This is a genomic window from Pseudomonas sp. NFX224 (assembly GCF_048565165.1).
In the GTDB taxonomy this organism is placed as follows: domain Bacteria; phylum Pseudomonadota; class Gammaproteobacteria; order Pseudomonadales; family Pseudomonadaceae; genus Aquipseudomonas.
Genome location: NZ_CP183416.1, coordinates 2,984,649 through 3,002,183, shown reverse-complemented (window position 1 = coordinate 3,002,183; position 17,535 = coordinate 2,984,649). Strand labels below are relative to the sequence as shown.

14 protein-coding genes are annotated in these 17,535 nt (G+C 54.4%); 1 reads left to right on the top strand and 13 read right to left on the bottom strand.

Annotated elements, in window-relative coordinates; translation table 11 throughout:
* Positions 1 to 115: 115 nt before the first annotated feature.
* Complete coding sequence (locus ACNYC6_RS13485) at positions 116 to 343, bottom strand: BPSL0761 family protein (RefSeq protein ID WP_419712963.1); 228 nt, start codon at positions 341 to 343, stop codon at positions 116 to 118.
* A gap of 906 nt (positions 344 to 1,249) precedes the next feature.
* Between ACNYC6_RS13485 and ACNYC6_RS13480 the strand changes: the two genes are divergently transcribed.
* Positions 1,250 to 2,089 carry a hypothetical protein gene (locus ACNYC6_RS13480; RefSeq protein WP_419712685.1) on the top strand — a complete coding sequence of 280 codons (840 nt, stop codon included), beginning with the start codon at positions 1,250 to 1,252 and terminating at the stop codon, positions 2,087 to 2,089.
* 43 nt (positions 2,090 to 2,132) lie between these two features.
* Here the strand turns inward: ACNYC6_RS13480 and ACNYC6_RS13475 are convergent, their stop codons facing one another.
* From ACNYC6_RS13475 to ACNYC6_RS13420, 12 genes are all read right to left on the bottom strand, one after another.
* Positions 2,133 to 3,617, bottom strand: a complete 1,485-nt coding sequence (locus ACNYC6_RS13475; protein WP_419712684.1) for a TnsD family Tn7-like transposition protein — start codon at positions 3,615 to 3,617, stop codon at positions 2,133 to 2,135.
* 23 nt (positions 3,618 to 3,640) lie between these two features.
* Positions 3,641 to 5,086: an ATP-binding protein gene (locus ACNYC6_RS13470; RefSeq protein ID WP_419712683.1), complete on the bottom strand. Its 1,446-nt coding sequence runs from the start codon at positions 5,084 to 5,086 to the stop codon at positions 3,641 to 3,643.
* Positions 5,079 to 7,250, bottom strand: coding sequence for a transposase (locus ACNYC6_RS13465; RefSeq protein ID WP_419712682.1), 2,172 nt, complete (start codon positions 7,248 to 7,250; stop codon positions 5,079 to 5,081). Before ACNYC6_RS13465 ends, ACNYC6_RS13470 begins: the two co-directional genes overlap by 8 nt.
* The gene (locus ACNYC6_RS13460; protein WP_419712681.1) at positions 7,243 to 8,142 is read right to left on the bottom strand and encodes a TnsA endonuclease N-terminal domain-containing protein; all 900 of its coding nucleotides are present in this window, start codon (positions 8,140 to 8,142) and stop codon (positions 7,243 to 7,245) included. The genes ACNYC6_RS13465 and ACNYC6_RS13460 overlap by 8 nt, the downstream gene beginning before the upstream one ends.
* A gap of 268 nt (positions 8,143 to 8,410) precedes the next feature.
* Positions 8,411 to 10,243: a glutamine--fructose-6-phosphate transaminase (isomerizing) gene (gene glmS / locus ACNYC6_RS13455; RefSeq protein ID WP_419712680.1), complete on the bottom strand. Its 1,833-nt coding sequence runs from the start codon at positions 10,241 to 10,243 to the stop codon at positions 8,411 to 8,413.
* 1 nt (position 10,244) lies between these two features.
* The gene (locus ACNYC6_RS13450; protein ID WP_419712962.1) at positions 10,245 to 11,024 is read right to left on the bottom strand and encodes a DeoR/GlpR family DNA-binding transcription regulator; all 780 of its coding nucleotides are present in this window, start codon (positions 11,022 to 11,024) and stop codon (positions 10,245 to 10,247) included.
* A 136-nt stretch (positions 11,025 to 11,160) separates the two neighbouring features.
* Positions 11,161 to 12,528 carry a bifunctional UDP-N-acetylglucosamine diphosphorylase/glucosamine-1-phosphate N-acetyltransferase GlmU gene (gene glmU / locus ACNYC6_RS13445; protein WP_419712679.1) on the bottom strand — a complete coding sequence of 456 codons (1,368 nt, stop codon included), beginning with the start codon at positions 12,526 to 12,528 and terminating at the stop codon, positions 11,161 to 11,163.
* A gap of 113 nt (positions 12,529 to 12,641) precedes the next feature.
* Positions 12,642 to 13,067 carry a F0F1 ATP synthase subunit epsilon gene (locus tag ACNYC6_RS13440; RefSeq protein ID WP_007985046.1) on the bottom strand — a complete coding sequence of 142 codons (426 nt, stop codon included), beginning with the start codon at positions 13,065 to 13,067 and terminating at the stop codon, positions 12,642 to 12,644.
* A 45-nt stretch (positions 13,068 to 13,112) separates the two neighbouring features.
* Positions 13,113 to 14,492, bottom strand: a complete 1,380-nt coding sequence (gene atpD / locus ACNYC6_RS13435) for a F0F1 ATP synthase subunit beta (RefSeq protein WP_060540274.1) — start codon at positions 14,490 to 14,492, stop codon at positions 13,113 to 13,115.
* 27 nt (positions 14,493 to 14,519) lie between these two features.
* Complete coding sequence (gene atpG, locus ACNYC6_RS13430) at positions 14,520 to 15,380, bottom strand: F0F1 ATP synthase subunit gamma (RefSeq protein WP_008045673.1); 861 nt, start codon at positions 15,378 to 15,380, stop codon at positions 14,520 to 14,522.
* 50 nt (positions 15,381 to 15,430) lie between these two features.
* A complete protein-coding gene (atpA, locus tag ACNYC6_RS13425) occupies positions 15,431 to 16,975 on the bottom strand; it encodes a F0F1 ATP synthase subunit alpha (RefSeq protein WP_030132553.1) in 1,545 nt (514 codons plus the stop codon).
* 21 nt (positions 16,976 to 16,996) lie between these two features.
* Positions 16,997 to 17,533: a F0F1 ATP synthase subunit delta gene (locus ACNYC6_RS13420; protein ID WP_007934341.1), complete on the bottom strand. Its 537-nt coding sequence runs from the start codon at positions 17,531 to 17,533 to the stop codon at positions 16,997 to 16,999.
* Positions 17,534 to 17,535: the final 2 nt, after the last annotated feature.

Below are 17,535 nucleotides of genomic sequence, written 5' to 3'. Positions count from 1 at the left end.
ACGGCCACTCCACACGGCACGAAACAGCCGTGAGGACGGGCGGCTTCAGCCCTCCGTCGGACACCTATTTACTGCACGGTGAAAAGGCAGCGGCAACAGGTAGGCCTGCCGATAGCTACCAGTCCTCAGTTGAGGAGCTAAACACGGGGCTGATACTACCTATCCCTAGTTTTCTCGCTTGCTCTTCAATGAGACCAGCACGCAGAACATCATTCTTCGTGGGAAAGTGGCGTAAAAGAAATTGAGCATTTCGTCTAACACGTTCAGGCACCTCCGAGTCGTAAGCAAGTTCTGTCAGAAAACTGTGAGCTTGTGCGACAGATCTAGTACGTTCAAATGGCATCGTCATCTAAACCTCCATACGTTGAAGTCGTAGCGCACTACAAGGGTAATCGAATACCTATCTGCCTGTCAGGAGAACCTTACTGCGCTGCTGGTGGGCGTTTTCCCCTGGTTTAGCGTGCTGTAATCATCAGGCAGCATCGGTGATACGCCTTAGTGGTGGCGCATCACCTTTGCGATGCCTGATCTTGACCAGATACTGCGGGATACCAAAAACGAATGTTTGACCCAGGCCTGCATAGACCATCAGTGTTTTACATAGTCCTTATGTCCACCTGATGTGATGCAGTAATGCCCACCTCGAGGCCCATAGCAAAAATTCCCGCCGCCGCAGCTACAGTCAGGTTCGGAGTAACCACCTCCCGAGCTGGCATTGGCTGATCTGGTCGAGGCCTTTGGAATGTTTATGGTCTTAACCTGGTCGACCCGACTGGCCACAAAAGGGTCCATGGATTTCACGTTTCGGATGATCCGGCATTCAAGCACGGTCACCATTGCAGCCCCTAACGCAACATCGCTTTTACCCAATTTCGAGAACGCATCAAGGGCATAACTGCGCTGGTCCGCATTGGTGTTGTATGCATACACATACTTGCTGCGCATAGGTTCTTTGGCAGCTTGCTGTAGCATTGATGTGAATACCGGCGCTATCGGGCGACCCAAATCCCGCAGCCGGCTTTGAACCTGTGTTGATGCGCTTTCCCGACCCACCAAGTCTTCTGATAAATCAGCCCACAACACCTCCGAGGTGAGCCGAGTGAGCCCAGCCACATACCTCGCCCATCCAGCAGTAAACCCGCTGTCCAGGGTAGGTAGCGGACGAGCTGCGTGTAGGCTTATGCGAAACCGACAGTAAATCTTGTGTACCCTTTTCCCCTACGCGAGTATTGCCAACAAATTTCTATTGGTGAAGAAAGTGATCTACGCTCCGTTCCCTGGCGAATTTATGGCATCAGCGTTACGTAGAGGGAAGGAGATTCAGGGGATAAGAAATTTCCGGAAAAATGATTTTCACATCCAGAAAATCAGACTATCCAGAGGCAAGGGTAGTTGGAGTCTTGTGTTGCCATCATTCTTCGTGGATGACAATATTGCAAAACAAGCCGTAAATGAAAATACGCTTTATCCATTGTATACAGTTTTAGGTCGTGACGTACACGATAGTAAATACACCCCAACACAGGGATGGAAAATCTGCAGAACGTGCGTGACCGAGGATATAAAGAGTTATGGCTCTCCGTACATACACGTAGCGCACCTGCCTCGTTCTGTAACGCTGTGCTATAAACATGCTGTTCAACTACATGATAAATGCCCATCTTGTGGAATTTCGATCTACGCGCATCAAATGGCGTCCCTTACCGACTGTAGCGCTTCGTTTCCTGAGTCTGCTACCGCTATAGGAACACCCCATCACGACTACGCGCTTTTCGTTAAAGATCTGTTAAATTTTCGGGGTTCGACTTTTAACAATTTAAGCGTAAGCCGTCATCTTTCTGAAAAATATGTAAGATTGATGTATGGGGAAAATTATGCCCTTGGTTGCTCTTCATACCGCAGCGATATCAGTCGATTTTTAGGAATGGCATTCAAAGACACAAACAGTGAATATCACTCTTTTGATATGTCCTTAGCGCTGGCTTTTCTTGTATTCAAAAACGCAGATTCATTCATCTCGTTTATTCAACGACCTATAAGTAAACCAAATCCACGCGAAACGGTCATCAGTTCAGCTCCTCAGTGCTGATCAGTAGCTAAAATATTTGAGTCGACCTCAGGGCTTTCTGAGGTCAACGTAGCTCCCCCGCAACAGAGAGGATGTCTAACACCTCCTCTTCAGTTACATGAGGCAGCCTAATCCCAGCAAATCGGTATACGACGCTCAAAGCGCTTCGTTTAGATAGAAGATACTGCCTCGCCGCCCACCTTATTTTACGAACTTGATGGTCATGATCAGATTCGAGCATATGGCTCATCAACAGAGTGCTGATTGGGAATTTATCAGGCATCCTCAAAAAGTCTTGGGAATGGGCGACTCTTCTGCTCAGCGCGGCGCGGGTAACCTTTTGGGGTTTGCCCTGCGAAAACAGGATCTGGTCCCTGGCGATCAGCAAATCTCGAGAAAGAGCCTCGTCCCTTGCCGCCCAATCGGCCCAACCCGTTATTCGCCTAATGAACGGATGGCCAGATACATACTGGGCTAGCCAATTTCTATCATGGCGGTATAACCAATGGTAGCCAGGCTTTTCATGGCACTTCACGTTCTTGCTGCTGGAGAACGCCTGCCGACGCGCTTCAATTTCGCTCTCCTCCACGGGGGCACCAGTATCGCTGCTCTCAGTAGCTTCCTTACTGCAAATATTAGCTTGGGGATGGAAGGATTTGAGATGCTCAAGGCCTGCCTCTAGGAGCCAGCAGAGAAAGTAGAATTTCAAGGGCTGTACGACCGTCCTGCGTGGGCGCACGACACCCAACACCCATTCCCAGGAGCAACTGAGCTCCTGAAACTCGTTACCGCGAGGGCTACAGAGCAGACGAGGGGTCAAGAAACTCTTTAATGCCCGTAGCCTCACCCGGCCTGCCTTGAGAAACCCCATCTCATCCAGACGATGCCAAAAGAAGTTCCCGGCCAGTAGACTATGCACATCCGCAGGGTGTTCGAGTCCCCAAAGTTGCATTTCACTTACTTCATTAGCTGCAGGCCCGCCAGGAGCCTGCATCACTGGCGACCCTGCCACTTCTGCCGGAAACAGCATGCAACGCCAGTCTGCTCCATCCGGGAACCTAGTCCCGCAGAGCACCTCTCCATGGAGGGGGCAGATGCAAGTGCCCGTCGCCTGGTGAATACGATGCCAGTAGGCCGAGCCGCAATGTTGAATGTCTTCTTCAACACATCTCTCGCAGTATCTAAAAGATGCGTGCTTGAGGAATCCTGAGGCTGTGATGCCAAGGCTCATTTTAAGGCCTGTGCCGTCGTTACCAGTCATGGCGATACGCGCAGCGCGGCTCTTCGTGTCATTTAAGAAAGGTTCGTACAGAGGCAAAAGGGTAAAACGGTCAATCAACTGCTCTACCGAATAAGCTGATGCCAACCGTTGCGACAGAGCCCCCAAACAGCACGGCAAGATAGAGCCACAGGTTCTGGAATACACACCAAACAGTTCCTGGCTTGTCCGGCGATAGCTGTCGTTCGACAACAGCCTGTGATAACGGACCGCCAGGCTGTAGAGAGATTCGTCAGGGAACGGTTGAGGAAATCCATGCAAGCGATCCATTAATCTGATCTCCAGGGCTCATGTCACCAGGCTGACTCCTTATCCACCCAGCCCCTCTGTTCGAGCTGAGTCTCCACATCAACGCCTTCGGCGAAATGGGCAGTTGGTGTTGGCTCGTTGGAAATTGGAACTACCGGTTTACTAACAGGCGTTTCTGCTGTTTTTTGGCTGTGCGTAACAGGTGCGATCACGGCCTGGGTGATCAAAGAGAGATACGATCTGTCTGCGCGACGCGCCAAATCGTAATTCATCATCTGAGCAATCTGGTCCTTCGTGGGCATCAAATCCTCGAAGTCAGCAATCTGCAACGGATCCCCACTTCGCAAAGCCTCAATGGGCTTGTGAAGGATCGCCATCTGATCGTCGTACACCTCCTGCAGAAGCGCCGGTGTGATCGAGTCGATGTTCTCCCAGATCGCGTGCCGTTGAGCTAGCTGAAGAAGTTTGACCAGGAAATCCGTGTCTCCTTGGGTGAGATCATAAGTTTTGGAAAGGAGCTCCCCCGTCAACGGAACGGGAGTTTCGGTCCAGTCGTATGCCCAAAGCTGTGACACCAGATGCGCCCAATACGGGTCACCCTCGGGAAACCTATCAAAGGCGATAGGACCCATTCCCGCCGCACGCCGGGCATTTCGCACAACACCAGAAAACAGTGGAAGCATGGCATTCGTGCCGACGTAGACCAGCGGGATACCGGCGTCATTCGATAGCTGCACGAAGAAATTGAGCAGCTTTTCGCGGTCTTTCCCGCCTCTGGATGAGCAAAGATGCTGCATCTCATCAATGATGAGAACCCCGATGAAGTAGGCCTTGCACAGCTGACTAATTCTTTGAAGCATGACGCTGATGCTGCGGCCAGTAGCGGCTCTGCCTGAGTACTTCTCAATGCCCAATGCGTCATCCAACGACGAGAAGAATGCGGCGCAAAAACCGCCCAACGAGCCATCGTGCGGACAGTCGATCTTGAGCCAGACCACCTGCGTCTCGATGAAGATCTGCCGCTTATACTTACTGTGGCTGATTACTTGTGGATAAAGCTTGGCAATGGAGTTCAGCGCAGTCGTTTTACCCATGCCACTCAACCCTATCAGAGTCAAAGTTTCAGCGGTGGACATGAACCCATGCCCCTTGATCTCCGCAGAAGAAGGTAAGCGATGCCTAACGGTTGACGCATGCAATGGGTTGCGCCCGGTGTACCCATATCGAATCAACTGACTGAACAGATCTTCAAGTCTGAGGTGGATATGAAAAGGTACGACTACATCCTTCATTCTGTTGATGCCATGGCCACGTAGCTTCGGGTCCAAGGCTCGCTCTGCCTCATCAGGCCGAGGAGGCAAGTATCCGATGCGCCGGACCACATCAACGTCCGACAGAATCTTCGGAAGGCACTCAATCAGTGGGTTACCGTCGTATTGAGGCATGCCAGTCAGGTTGTAATCTGCTGGCGCAAATCTGACCTTACTCATGGTTAGCCTCGTTGTCCGCGTTGATTACCAGCTTCAAGAAGGCCGCGCTCCTGCCCGAGACAGGCTTTACGTAGTCTGGTTTAGGAGTTTCCGCCGCAGCGGGGGACTTATCCACAAGGCGAAGCTGATTTAGATCAGCTGTCTGCAGGTCGCGCTCATTCTGAGTTTCTGCGGCACGTTTCGAGCGCTTGTCACGCTTGAATTCCGCGTGTGATGTCGGATCCCCTTGGCCTTTGCGTTTTGCCTGCGCCCGCTGATAGATCTCCTCCTGGTGGCCTTGAAGGAGTGCTCCAGTGTTGGCATCCTCGTACCTAGCATCAGGAGCGACCTGACTCAAAATCTTGATCATATCGAGAACCTCCTCCATACGAAGCCCGCCGTACTTAGCTCGCTGCTGCGGTACGATGGTTAAAGGCTCGAAACCCACCTCAGATTTCATCCAGCAGTTCTCGATAGAGTTTGGGTCGTAAAAAACCCTTACGTACCTCGTTTTAAAGTTGTGAGATCGCTCCAACCACTCCGAGCGTATGGCGGTTTCACACGTGTACTGCACACCTTGGAAATTGATGCCTCCTCGACTGATTCGACACTCCTGCGATGGCAGTAATGCGATCTTTAGCTCCGCCGGTGACACGACTTTCGAATTCAGAAGATTGTTTGCCATTGACCAGTTCCACATGGCTATCGGTGTTGGCTCCACTTCTGCCGTGATCATCTCCCGGGTCAGGAGATGAGGAACGCGGAGGCTTTTGTTGTGAGCCAAAACACCGGCGATGACCATCTCAGTGAACTCATCGATGTCGAAGATTGCGTCGAGCTGATAGTCACGGTCACCTCGCTCCATCTTCCGAGCGTCTACGCCACCTGGGACGAACTTCAAATCCAGTTGTCCGTTTATCAGCCGGAATCGGCTTTCAATGATGCTTTTCCAGTCAGGCCGGAACGGTGGCAAAATCTTCAATGCGGTGCCGAGTGTTTTCGTCATCGTCTCCCCAGCTTCACTGAGTAGTTCGGCGCGATCTGCGACAAGCTCGACAGGAAGATGAGAGCAAGGCCAGTCAGCCTCATCGATCTCAATGTTGTAGCGCTTGCAAAACTCTTTCTTCGGCGTGCAAGCATTATAAATGGCATGTCGAGCGCCATTCCAACTAGGCCCTTCAAGACCGACATGAATGCCTACAATCATTCTGGTAAACGTATCAACCACTACATACAATACTGGCCTGCCGATCAGCCACAATCGATTTACACGATGCACTAAATAAACATCAGCAATCGTCGAGTCGATCTCGTAACGATGGCCTGCACCGATCAACCCTTGAGAGGCAGATCCAACTAACGCGCGGTGGTCTTTATTATAGCGGATTGCACCACCACTTTTCTTCAGCTTATAGAGTTCATCAAAGAAGTTTTTCCCATTATGTTCAAATTGGTTTATAGACGGGTAGCTGCCGCGAACCAGATTCCCTTTCGAACCATCGGGCTTAACCGACCTGTAAAACTTATTGAGCATCCAATCATAAGCTTTTTTTAGCTTACCGCACTTGCCACTGGCAAAGCGCCCATAGGCCAAGCGAATGTGCTCGATGTGCCGCGACTCGAGCAGAATTGCACCACCGTCATCCACAACTACACCACGATATTTAAGCGGTCGACCAGGAACGATACCTGAGGCACGACTTTTTTTCTTCCCTGGTCCTCCGCACGCGCTGGTATTCCACAAAAAGGCGTTACGTGTCTGCCCCATGCTCCAATACCGATAGAGCAGTCTATAAATTTGCTTCCGGTCAACCCCCTCCATCATTGCATGATCAGCAATAAGAGCGCCGAAGTTCGACGTCAAGATATCGAGGGGGCCATGGTCTTCCACCAAACCACGCACCCGCTCCCAGTTCCTATCTCGGCTGGCCTTTTCATTCTCACCGATCTCGTCATCATTTCGAAGCAAGTGCAGAGGTACCAGTTCTGGATTAATAACTGCCGCTCCGCTATTGATCTCTTCGATCAGCAAAGAGCTTACAACCCGCCATGGTTTCCTCGGCTTTAAGCCGAGTTCAATGACTAAGACAAATTCATCCTTAATGCCTAAAACCCTGACCGGCTTATTCAGAAGCCCAGAGCCCTCACCTGGAGAAACGATACAGTTAACCCCAAGACTAAGCATGACGAAGCACCTCTATTTTTGGTGTACTGGAAGCAAATGTATCACTAACCCAAACTCGCAAAGGTTCAGATAAGCTTATCAACCTATCGGTGAGGTCCGTCTCCAGCTTGCCCGTCCAGAGAAGATGATGAAAGAGGCGTTTAACACCCATATACTCGATAAAAATTATTCGTGAGGCTTTTTGAAGTAGTACCTTAAGTGGTAATTGTTCAGTATTACATCCCGCTATAAACTCGAGGAGGCTATTTATGTTTTTATCAGTAGGCAACGAAGGATGAATGTTCGCATAAGTTCTAAGAATGACGAGATTTGATATTTTGATTCGAGAGAGATTTTCATGGAGAACCAGTTTCCACTCTACGTTCCTCACGGCCCAGTACTTAGCTTCGATCTCGAGCTTTTCCGCCATGCGATTCTGCTCCCTTCGGTCGGCCTCCTCAAATTCCTTGCGGTATTTCACCGAGCGTGCAGCTAGCCTCGCTTCGCCCGCCGAATCTATAAACGTAATGAGGAAGTCAGTGGTCATAACCACTGGGACCTGAGTACCTGGATACACAGGGTGAAGGTAATTCAAGCTCGAAGCTATCGCCTGAGTTTCAGCTTGTGTTAGGAGTGGAAACTGCTCGCGGATGTCGATGATGGAAGGGTCATGCTCGAGGATCAGGTGATAATCGCGCTCAGCGTTGGAAAGCAAATGATGACTGCGATGAAATTTCACTCCTGGTACAAGATGTGACACTCCACTCGACTTGATATCCCATATCTTGATCCAAGGCTCATAGGACTCTCTGACGCCAGATCCACGACCCGATTTGATTTTTCTATCAATTCTCTTCTGGGTCATCAGTTTCGAGGTGGCTGGTTTAGTCGGTGCAGCGGGTACAGATGTCATTTCACGAGTCGCTCATCGTAGAGTGACCCACTCGATCGGATCGGAACGGCACAGGGAGTTGTGGCGAAATCAGGAGCGGGCTCAGCCAGGACTGCAGTCACTGTGGTGCAGAAGGGATTGTGATCCTATATCCAAGGACAAGGCTCTGCCCCGACTAACGGCCGGGGCAGAGACCTGTGACAATCTTTCCTAACTTGTGACAACCTTTATTCTTTTGTGACAACCTTTATTGTTTAAAAACACAAAGGTTCGATCACCTGTGGATAACTTATTCCACAGTCACCGATTTCGCCAGGTTGCGTGGCTGGTCGACGTCAGTGCCTTTCAGCACAGCCACGTAATACGAAAGCAGCTGCAGCGGGATGGTGTAGAGGATCGGCGACAGGATGTCGTGGATGTGCGGCATTTGCACAACGTGCGTGCCTTCACCGTTGGTCATGCCGGCCTTCTCGTCGGCGAAGACGATAAGCTGACCACCACGGGCACGAACTTCCTGAAGGTTGGACTTCAGCTTCTCCAGCAGTTCGTTGTTTGGCGCCACAGTGACCACAGGCATGTCGTTATCCACAAGTGCCAGCGGGCCATGTTTCAGTTCGCCAGCCGGGTAGGCTTCGGCGTGGATGTAGGAGATTTCCTTGAGCTTGAGCGCTCCTTCCATCGCGACCGGGAATTGCGCGCCACGACCGAGGAACAACGTGTGGTTTTTCTCGGCAAACAGCTCGGCGATTTTCTCAACGGTGCTGTCCATCGCCAGCGCTTCACCCAGGCGGGTCGGCAGGCGACGGAGTTCTTCGACTAACGTAGCTTCGACGCCAGCGGTCAAGGTACCGCGAACCTGACCCAGCGACAGGGTCAGCAACAGCAGACCCACCAGTTGCGTGGTGAACGCTTTGGTCGACGCTACGCCGATTTCGCGACCGGCCTGAGTCAGCAGGGTCAGGTCGGATTCACGCACCAGAGAACTGATGCCAACGTTGCAGATCGCCAGGCTGGCGAGGAACCCCAGTTCCTTGGCGTTACGCAGCGCAGCCAGGGTGTCGGCAGTTTCGCCGGACTGGGAAATGGTAACGAACAGCGTGTCGGGTTGCACCACGACTTTGCGGTAGCGGAACTCGCTGGCGACTTCGACCTGGCACGGGATGCCGGCCAGCTCTTCGAGCCAGTAGCGGGCGACCATGCCGGCGTGATAACTGGTGCCGCACGCGACGATCTGCACGTTACGCACTTTGGCAAACAGCTCGGCAGCCTGTGGACCGAAGGCTTGCACCAGCACTTGGTTCTGGCTCAGGCGGCCTTCCAGAGTGCGCTGCACTACAGACGGCTGCTCGTGGATTTCCTTGAGCATGTAGTGGCGGAATTCGCCTTTGTCGGCAGCTTCGGCGCCGTCGCTGTACTGCACTGTCTGGCGCTCTACCGCTTGGCCGGTCACGTCCCAGATCTGCACGCTGTCGCGACGGATCTCGGCGATATCGCCTTCTTCCAGGTACATGAAGCGGTCGGTGACCTGACGCAGGGCGAGTTGGTCGGACGCGAGGAAATTTTCCCCCAGACCCAGGCCGATCACCAGCGGACTACCGCTGCGGGCTGCAACCAGGCGATCCGGTTGTTGCGCACTGATCACTGCCAGACCGTAAGCGCCATGCAGTTCTTTAACGGTTGCCTTGAGGGCCACGGTCAGGTCACGCAGGTCTTTGAGCTTGTGGTTGAGCAAGTGGGCGATGACTTCGGTGTCGGTATCCGAGGTGAACACGTACCCCAAAGCCTTGAGCTGCTCGCGCAGAGCTTCGTGGTTCTCGATGATGCCGTTGTGCACCACCGCCAGGTCACCGGAAAAATGCGGGTGCGCATTGCGCTCGCACGGTGCACCGTGAGTGGCCCAGCGGGTGTGGGCGATGCCCAGACGACCGGCCAGCGCCTCTTCGGACAGTGCCTGTTCCAATTCGCTGACCTTGCCCGGTCGACGCAGGCGCTCGAGTTTCTGGTCGTTGGTGTAGACCGCCACGCCGGCGCTGTCATACCCACGGTATTCCAGACGCTTCAGGCCTTCGACCAGGATGGCGGTGATATTACGTTCTGCGACTGCGCCGACAATTCCACACATGCTATTTCTCCTGACTGACGGCCGCGCAAATCAACGTGATGCCGCGGGCCTGAATCTGATCGCGAGCCTCGAGCGGCAGGCGATCATCGGTAATAAGGGTATGGACACTGCTCCAGGGCAGTTCCAGGTTAGGAATCTTGCGACCGATCTTGTCGGCCTCCACCATCACGACCACTTCACGGGCGACTTCAGCCATGACCCGGCTCAGCCCAAGCAATTCATTGAAGGTGGTTGTACCGCGAACCAGATCGATGCCATCGGCACCGATGAACAATTGATCAAAGTCGTAGGAGCGTAGTACCTGCTCGGCAACCTGCCCCTGAAAGGACTCGGAGTGCGGGTCCCACGTGCCACCGGTCATCAACAGCACCGGCTCGTGTTCAAGCTCGCTGAGGGCGTTGGCGACATGCAGCGAGTTGGTCATCACCACCAGACCCGGTTGTTGACCGAGTTCCGGAATCATGGAAGCGGTGGTACTGCCGCTGTCGATGATGATTCGCGCATGTTCGCGAATACGCGTCACTGCAGCGCGGGCGATGGCTTTCTTGTACTTCGAAACCGGCTGACCGAGGTCGGCCACCAGTTCTTGAGGCATGGTGATCGCGCCGCCATAACGACGCAGCAACAAGCCGTTGCTTTCGAGTGCCGCCAGGTCCTTGCGAATCGTAACTTCCGACGTTTCGAAGCGCTTCGCCAGCTCATCCACACTGACTTCGCCCTGCTCGTTGAGCAAGGCAAGGATATTGTGACGACGTTGAGGGGTGTTGCGCTTCGACATGATTTGGTAAGTTTCGATTCGAAAGATAACGGAAGCAATCAAAACCTATTGGTAACACTTCGTCAAGCGCCATGCGATAAAAAGAACTGTGGATAACGTGTAGGAGCGAGCTCGCTCCTACAAGGGAGTTGTGGGTAACTCAGCCCTTCTTGATCTTCTCCGGTCGCTTCCAGCCGTCGATGTTTTTCTGACGCGCACGACCTACCGCCAACTGGGCTTTATCCACAGTCGAGGTAATCGTTGAACCGGCCGCCGTGGTCGCACCGTCCAGAATATCCACAGGCGCTACCAACGAGTTGTTGGAACCGATGAACACGTCTTCACCCAAGACGGTTTTCCACTTGTTGGCGCCATCGTAATTGCAGGTAATGGTGCCAGCGCCGATGTTGGTGCGTGCACCAATTTCGGCATCGCCCAGATAGGTCAGGTGTCCAGCCTTGGCGCCCTCACCCAGGTGAGCATTTTTCAGCTCAACGAAGTTACCCACATGCGCTCGTGCATCAAGCACGGTGCCTGGACGCAAACGTGCGAACGGACCGGCATCGCTGCCCTCACCGAGAATGGCACCCTCGATATGGCTGTTGGCCTTGATGACCACGCCTTTGCGCAGGGTGCTGTCCTTGATCACGCAGTTCGGGCCAATCACCACGTCGTCTTCGATAACGACTTTGCCTTCAAGGATCACGTTGATATCGATCAGCACGTCGCGGCCAACGCTGACTTCACCGCGCACATCGAAACGCGCCGGGTCACGCAGTGTTACGCCTTGGGCCATCAAGCGGCGACCAGCGCGCAATTGATAGTGACGCTCAAGCTCGGAAAGCTGCTTGCGGTCGTTGGCGCCCTGCACCTCCATCGCATCGTGGGGTTGTTCGGTGGCCACCACCAGACCGTCGTTGACCGCCATTTCGATCACGTCGGTCAGGTAGTACTCGCCCTGCACGTTGTTGTTCGACAGACGCCCCGTCCAGTCGGCCAGGCGATCGGCTGGTACCGCGAGGATACCGGTGTTGCCTTCGTTGATGGCGCGTTGAGCTTCAGTCGCGTCCTTGTGCTCGACGATGGCAGCGACCTTACCGTCGGTGTTGCGAACGATACGGCCATAACCGGTTGCGTCGTCCAGCTCGACGGTGAGCAGACCCATTTGCCCCGGCACGACCAGCTTGAGCAAGCGCTGCAGGGTTTCAACTTCGATCAACGGCACGTCACCGTAAAGAACCAGCACGGTGTCGGCTTCAATGAAGGGTACAGCCTGGGCCACGGCATGGCCGGTCCCTAGTTGTTTGTCCTGAAGAACGAAATTCAGATCGTCAGCGGCCAGACGTTCACGCACAGCATCGGCACCATGGCCGATCACCACGTGGATGCGCTGTGGATCAAGTTGTCGGGCGCTGTGGATAACATGACCGAGCATCGAGTTGCCGGCAATCGGGTGCAAGACTTTCGGCAACGCGGAACGCATACGCGTACCTTGGCCAGCAGCGAGAATAACGATTTCAAGAGACATGACTGGCTACCAATCCTGGGTGGTCAGCGGCTGCGACCATCGGGTGAATATCGGAAAAGAAAAAAGGGTAGCCGAGGCTACCCTTTTTAATCAATCACACAACAAGCGCAACCTTAGTGGCCGAACTTCTTGCGGATCTGCTGGACGGTGCGCAGCTGAGCTGCGGCCTCGGCCAGACGTGCGGCAGCAGAACCGTAATCGAATTCCGCGCCCCGCTCATGCAAGGCCTTCTCGGCAGCCTTAACGGCTTCCAAAGCTGCGGCTTCGTCCAGGTCGGCAGCACGTTGCACGGTGTCGGCAAGAACCTTGACCATGTTCGGCTGAACCTCGAGGAAACCACCGGAGATGTAATACACCTCCTCTTCCCCGCCCTGCTTGACCAGGCGGATCGGACCTGGCTTCAGATTAGTGATCAGCGGCGCGTGACCCAGGGCGATACCAAGATCACCCAGTGCACCGTGCGCAATCACCATCTCGACCAGACCGGAAAAGATTTCCCCTTCCGCGCTGACGATATCGCAATGGACTGTCATAGCCATCTGATTGCCTCAACCTAAATTAGCGCCCGTTTCCGGGCGCCGGGATTACAGTTTCTTGGCTTTCTCGATCGCTTCTTCGATGCCGCCAACCATGTAGAACGCTTGTTCTGGCAGGTGGTCGTAGTCACCGTTGAGGATGCCTTTGAAGCCAGCAATGGTGTCTTTCAGGGAAACGTATTTACCCGAAGCACCGGTGAAGACTTCAGCCACGAAGAACGGCTGCGACAAGAAACGCTGGATCTTACGAGCACGGTTTACCAACTGCTTGTCGGCTTCCGACAGCTCGTCCATACCCAGGATCGCAATGATGTCCTTCAGTTCTTTGTAACGCTGCAGAACGTACTGAACGCCGCGAGCGGTGTCGTAGTGGTCCTGGCCGATTACGTTCGGGTCCAGCTGGCGCGAAGTCGAGTCGAGTGGATCGACCGCTGGGTAGATACCCAGGGAAGCGATGTCACGGGACAGAACGACGGTGGCGTCCAAGTGGGCGAAGGTGGTCGCTGGCGACGGGTCGGTCAAGTCGTCCGCAGGTACGTATACCGCTTGGATCGAAGTGATCGAACCTTCCTTGGTCGAAGTGATACGTTCTTGCAGAACGCCCATCTCTTCAGCCAGGGTCGGCTGGTAACCTACTGCCGAAGGCATACGGCCCAGCAGTGCGGATACTTCAGTACCGGCCAGGGTGTAACGATAGATGTTGTCGACGAACAGCAGAACGTCGTTACCTTCGTCACGGAACTTCTCGGCCATGGTCAGGCCGGTCAGTGCTACGCGCAGACGGTTACCCGGCGGCTCGTTCATCTGACCGTAAACCAGTGCCACTTTGTCCAGAACGTTGGAATCCTTCATCTCGTGGTAGAAGTCGTTACCCTCACGAGTACGCTCACCCACACCGGCGAACACGGAATAACCGCTGTGCTCGATGGCGATGTTACGGATCAGTTCCATCATGTTTACGGTTTTGCCTACACCGGCACCACCGAACAGACCGACTTTACCGCCTTTGGCGAACGGGCAAACCAGGTCGATAACCTTGATGCCGGTTTCCAGCAGGTCGTTGCCGCCTGCTTGTTCAGCGAACGAAGGCGCTGGACGGTGAATGCCCCAACGCTCGTCGGTATCGATTGGACCTGCTTCGTCGATCGGGTTGCCCAGAACGTCCATGATCCGGCCCAGCGTTGCTTTACCAACCGGTACGGAGATGGCTGCGCCAGAGTCGACAACGTCCAGACCGCGCTTCAAGCCTTCGGTGGAACCCATCGCAATGGTACGAACCACGCCGTCGCCCAGCTGCTGCTGAACTTCCAGGGTGGTCCCGGCCGCGCTTTGTACAGTCAGCGCGTTGTAGATGCTCGGTACGCTGTCGCGTGGAAATTCCACGTCGATAACGGCGCCGATGATTTGAACGATACGTCCGCTACTCATAGCTGGATCCTCTGAATATTTGAACCGTTAAACCGCGGCAGCGCCGCCGACGATTTCCGAGATCTCTTGGGTGATCGCAGCCTGACGCGCCTTGTTGTAGACCAGCTGCAAATCGCTGATCAAATCACCGGCGTTGTCGGTAGCGTTCTTCATCGCGATCATCCGCGCAGCTTGTTCAGCCGCGTTGTTCTCGACCACCGCCTGGTAGACCTGCGACTCCACGTAACGGACCATCAAGCCGTCCAGCAGCTCCTTGGCATCCGGTTCGTAGAGATAGTCCCAGTGGTGCTTGAGGTCTTGATCCGGGGTTGCCACCAGTGGAATCAATTGCTCCACGGTAGGCTGTTGCGTCATGGTGTTGATGAACTTGTTGGACACCACGGACAGGCGGTCAATACGGCCGTCCAGGTAGGCATCCAGCATCACCTTGACGCTGCCGATCAGATCATTGATCGACGGCTCTTCACCCAGGTGGCTGATAGCTGCAACGACGTTACCGCCGAAGTTGCGGAAAAAGGCCGCACCCTTGCTACCAACGACACACAGATCGATCTCGACGCCGTTTTCGCGGTTTACCGCCATGTCCTTGACCAGGGCCTTGAACAGGTTGGTGTTCAAGCCGCCGCACAGACCACGGTCACTGCTCACTACGACATAACCAACACGCTTGATTTCACGGTCGATCATGAACGGGTGGCGGTATTCCGGGTTGGCGTTGGCCAGATGCCCAATTACCTGGCGGATACGCTCCGCATAAGGACGGCTAGCAGCCATGCGCATTTGTGCCTTGCGCATTTTGCTGACCGCCACTTTTTCCATGGCGCTGGTAATCTTTTGCGTGCTTTTGATGCTCGCAATCTTACTGCGAATCTCTTTTGCGCCTGCCATGTAACACCTATCAGGTTAGCAAGCGGGAGCCTTGCGGCTCCCGCTGCGGCTTACCAGGTTTGGGTGGCCTTGAACTTCTCGATACCGGCTTTCATGCCAGCGTCGATCTCGTCATTGAAGTCACCTTTCACGTTGATCTTCGCCATCAAATCGGCGTGATCGCGGTTGAAGAAAGCAATCAGCGCTTGCTCGAAGCTGCCGATCTTGGCGATTTCAACGTCAGTCAGGAACCCACGCTCAGCGGCATACAGCGACAGCGCCATGTCAGCGATCGACATTGGTGCGTATTGCTTCTGCTTCATCAGCTCGGTAACGCGCTGACCATGCTCAAGTTGCTTACGGGTCGCTTCGTCCAGGTCAGAAGCGAACTGGGCGAATGCCGCCAGTTCACGGTACTGAGCCAGAGCGGTACGGATACCACCGGACAGCTTCTTGATGATCTTGGTCTGAGCGGCACCACCCACACGGGATACCGAAACACCGGCGTTCACTGCAGGGCGGATGCCCGAGTTGAACATCGCCGATTCCAGGAAGATCTGACCGTCGGTGATGGAAATCACGTTGGTCGGAACGAACGCGGAAACGTCGCCAGCCTGGGTTTCGATGATCGGCAGTGCGGTCAGGGAACCGGTTTTGCCGGTCACTGCGCCGTTGGTGAACTTCTCTACGTATTCTTCCGAAACGCGGGATGCGCGCTCCAGCAGACGGGAGTGGAGATAGAACACGTCGCCTGGGTAAGCTTCACGGCCTGGTGGACGGCGCAGCAGCAGGGAAATCTGGCGGTAAGCCACTGCTTGCTTGGACAGATCGTCATAAACGATCAGCGCGTCTTCACCGCGGTCGCGGAAGAATTCACCCATGGTGCAACCGGAGTACGGTGCCAGGAATTGCAGCGCAGGAGATTCCGAAGCACTGGCAGCCACGATGATCGTGTTGGCCAGGGCGCCGTTTTCTTCCAGCTTGCGAACCACGTTGGCGATGGTCGATTGTTTCTGACCGATAGCTACGTAGACGCAGAAAATGCCGCTGTTCTTCTGGTTGATGATCGCGTCGATCGCCAGAGCGGTTTTACCGATCTGACGGTCACCGATGATCAGCTCGCGCTGGCCACGGCCGACAGGAATCATGGCATCGACAGCCTTGTAGCCAGTCTGTACAGGCTGGTCTACCGACTTACGCCAGATCACGCCTGGAGCAACTTTCTCGACCGCGTCGGTCTCGGTGTTGCCCAGTGGACCTTTGCCGTCAACAGGGTTACCCAGTGCGTCGACTACGCGACCCAGCAGTTCCTTACCAACCGGAACTTCCAGGATGCGGCCGGTGCACTTGGCGCTCATGCCTTCAGCCAAAGACTGGTATGCGCCCAATACAACGGCACCTACGGAGTCTTGCTCCAGGTTGAGGGCCATACCGAAGACGCCGCCCGGAAACTCGATCATCTCGCCGTACATGACGTCGGCCAGACCGTGAATCCGCACGATACCGTCAGATACGCTGACGACAGTGCCTTCGTTACGGGCTTGGGAGGTCACATCGAGCTTGTCGATGCGGCCCTTGATAATTTCACTTATTTCGGAAGGATTGAGTTGCTGCATTGCTCTGCTGCCCCTTCAAACTCAAGATTTCAATGCTTCGGCAAGTTTCGCGATTTTGCCGCGAATCGAGCCATCGATAACCAGGTCGCCGGCGCGGATGACGACACCACCAATAAGGGCAGCGTCCTCCGCAACTTGCAGGCGCACTTCCCGGTTGAGTCGTGCACTGAGAACCTTGGCGAGTTTGTCTTGCTGTTCTTGGTTCAATGCGAAAGCACTGGTCACTTCTACGTCTACCGATTTCTCTTGTTCGGCCTTGTACAGGTCGAACAGAGCGGCGATCTCCGGCAACAGCGGGAGACGGTCGTTTTCGGCAACGACGTTGATGAAGTTCTGTGCCTTGGCATCAAACTTGTCGCCGCACACGTCAATGAACGTGGCGGCCTTTTCTGCGCTCGTCAGTCGCGGGGCCTTGAGCACGCGCTGCATGGTGTCGTCTTCCGACACCGCTGCAGCCAGGCCGAGCATGGCTGACCAATTGGCCAGTTGCTGGTGGGCCTGAGCGTGCTCGAAGGCCGCCTTAGCGTAAGGTCGGGCCAACGTGGTCAGTTCTGCCATGA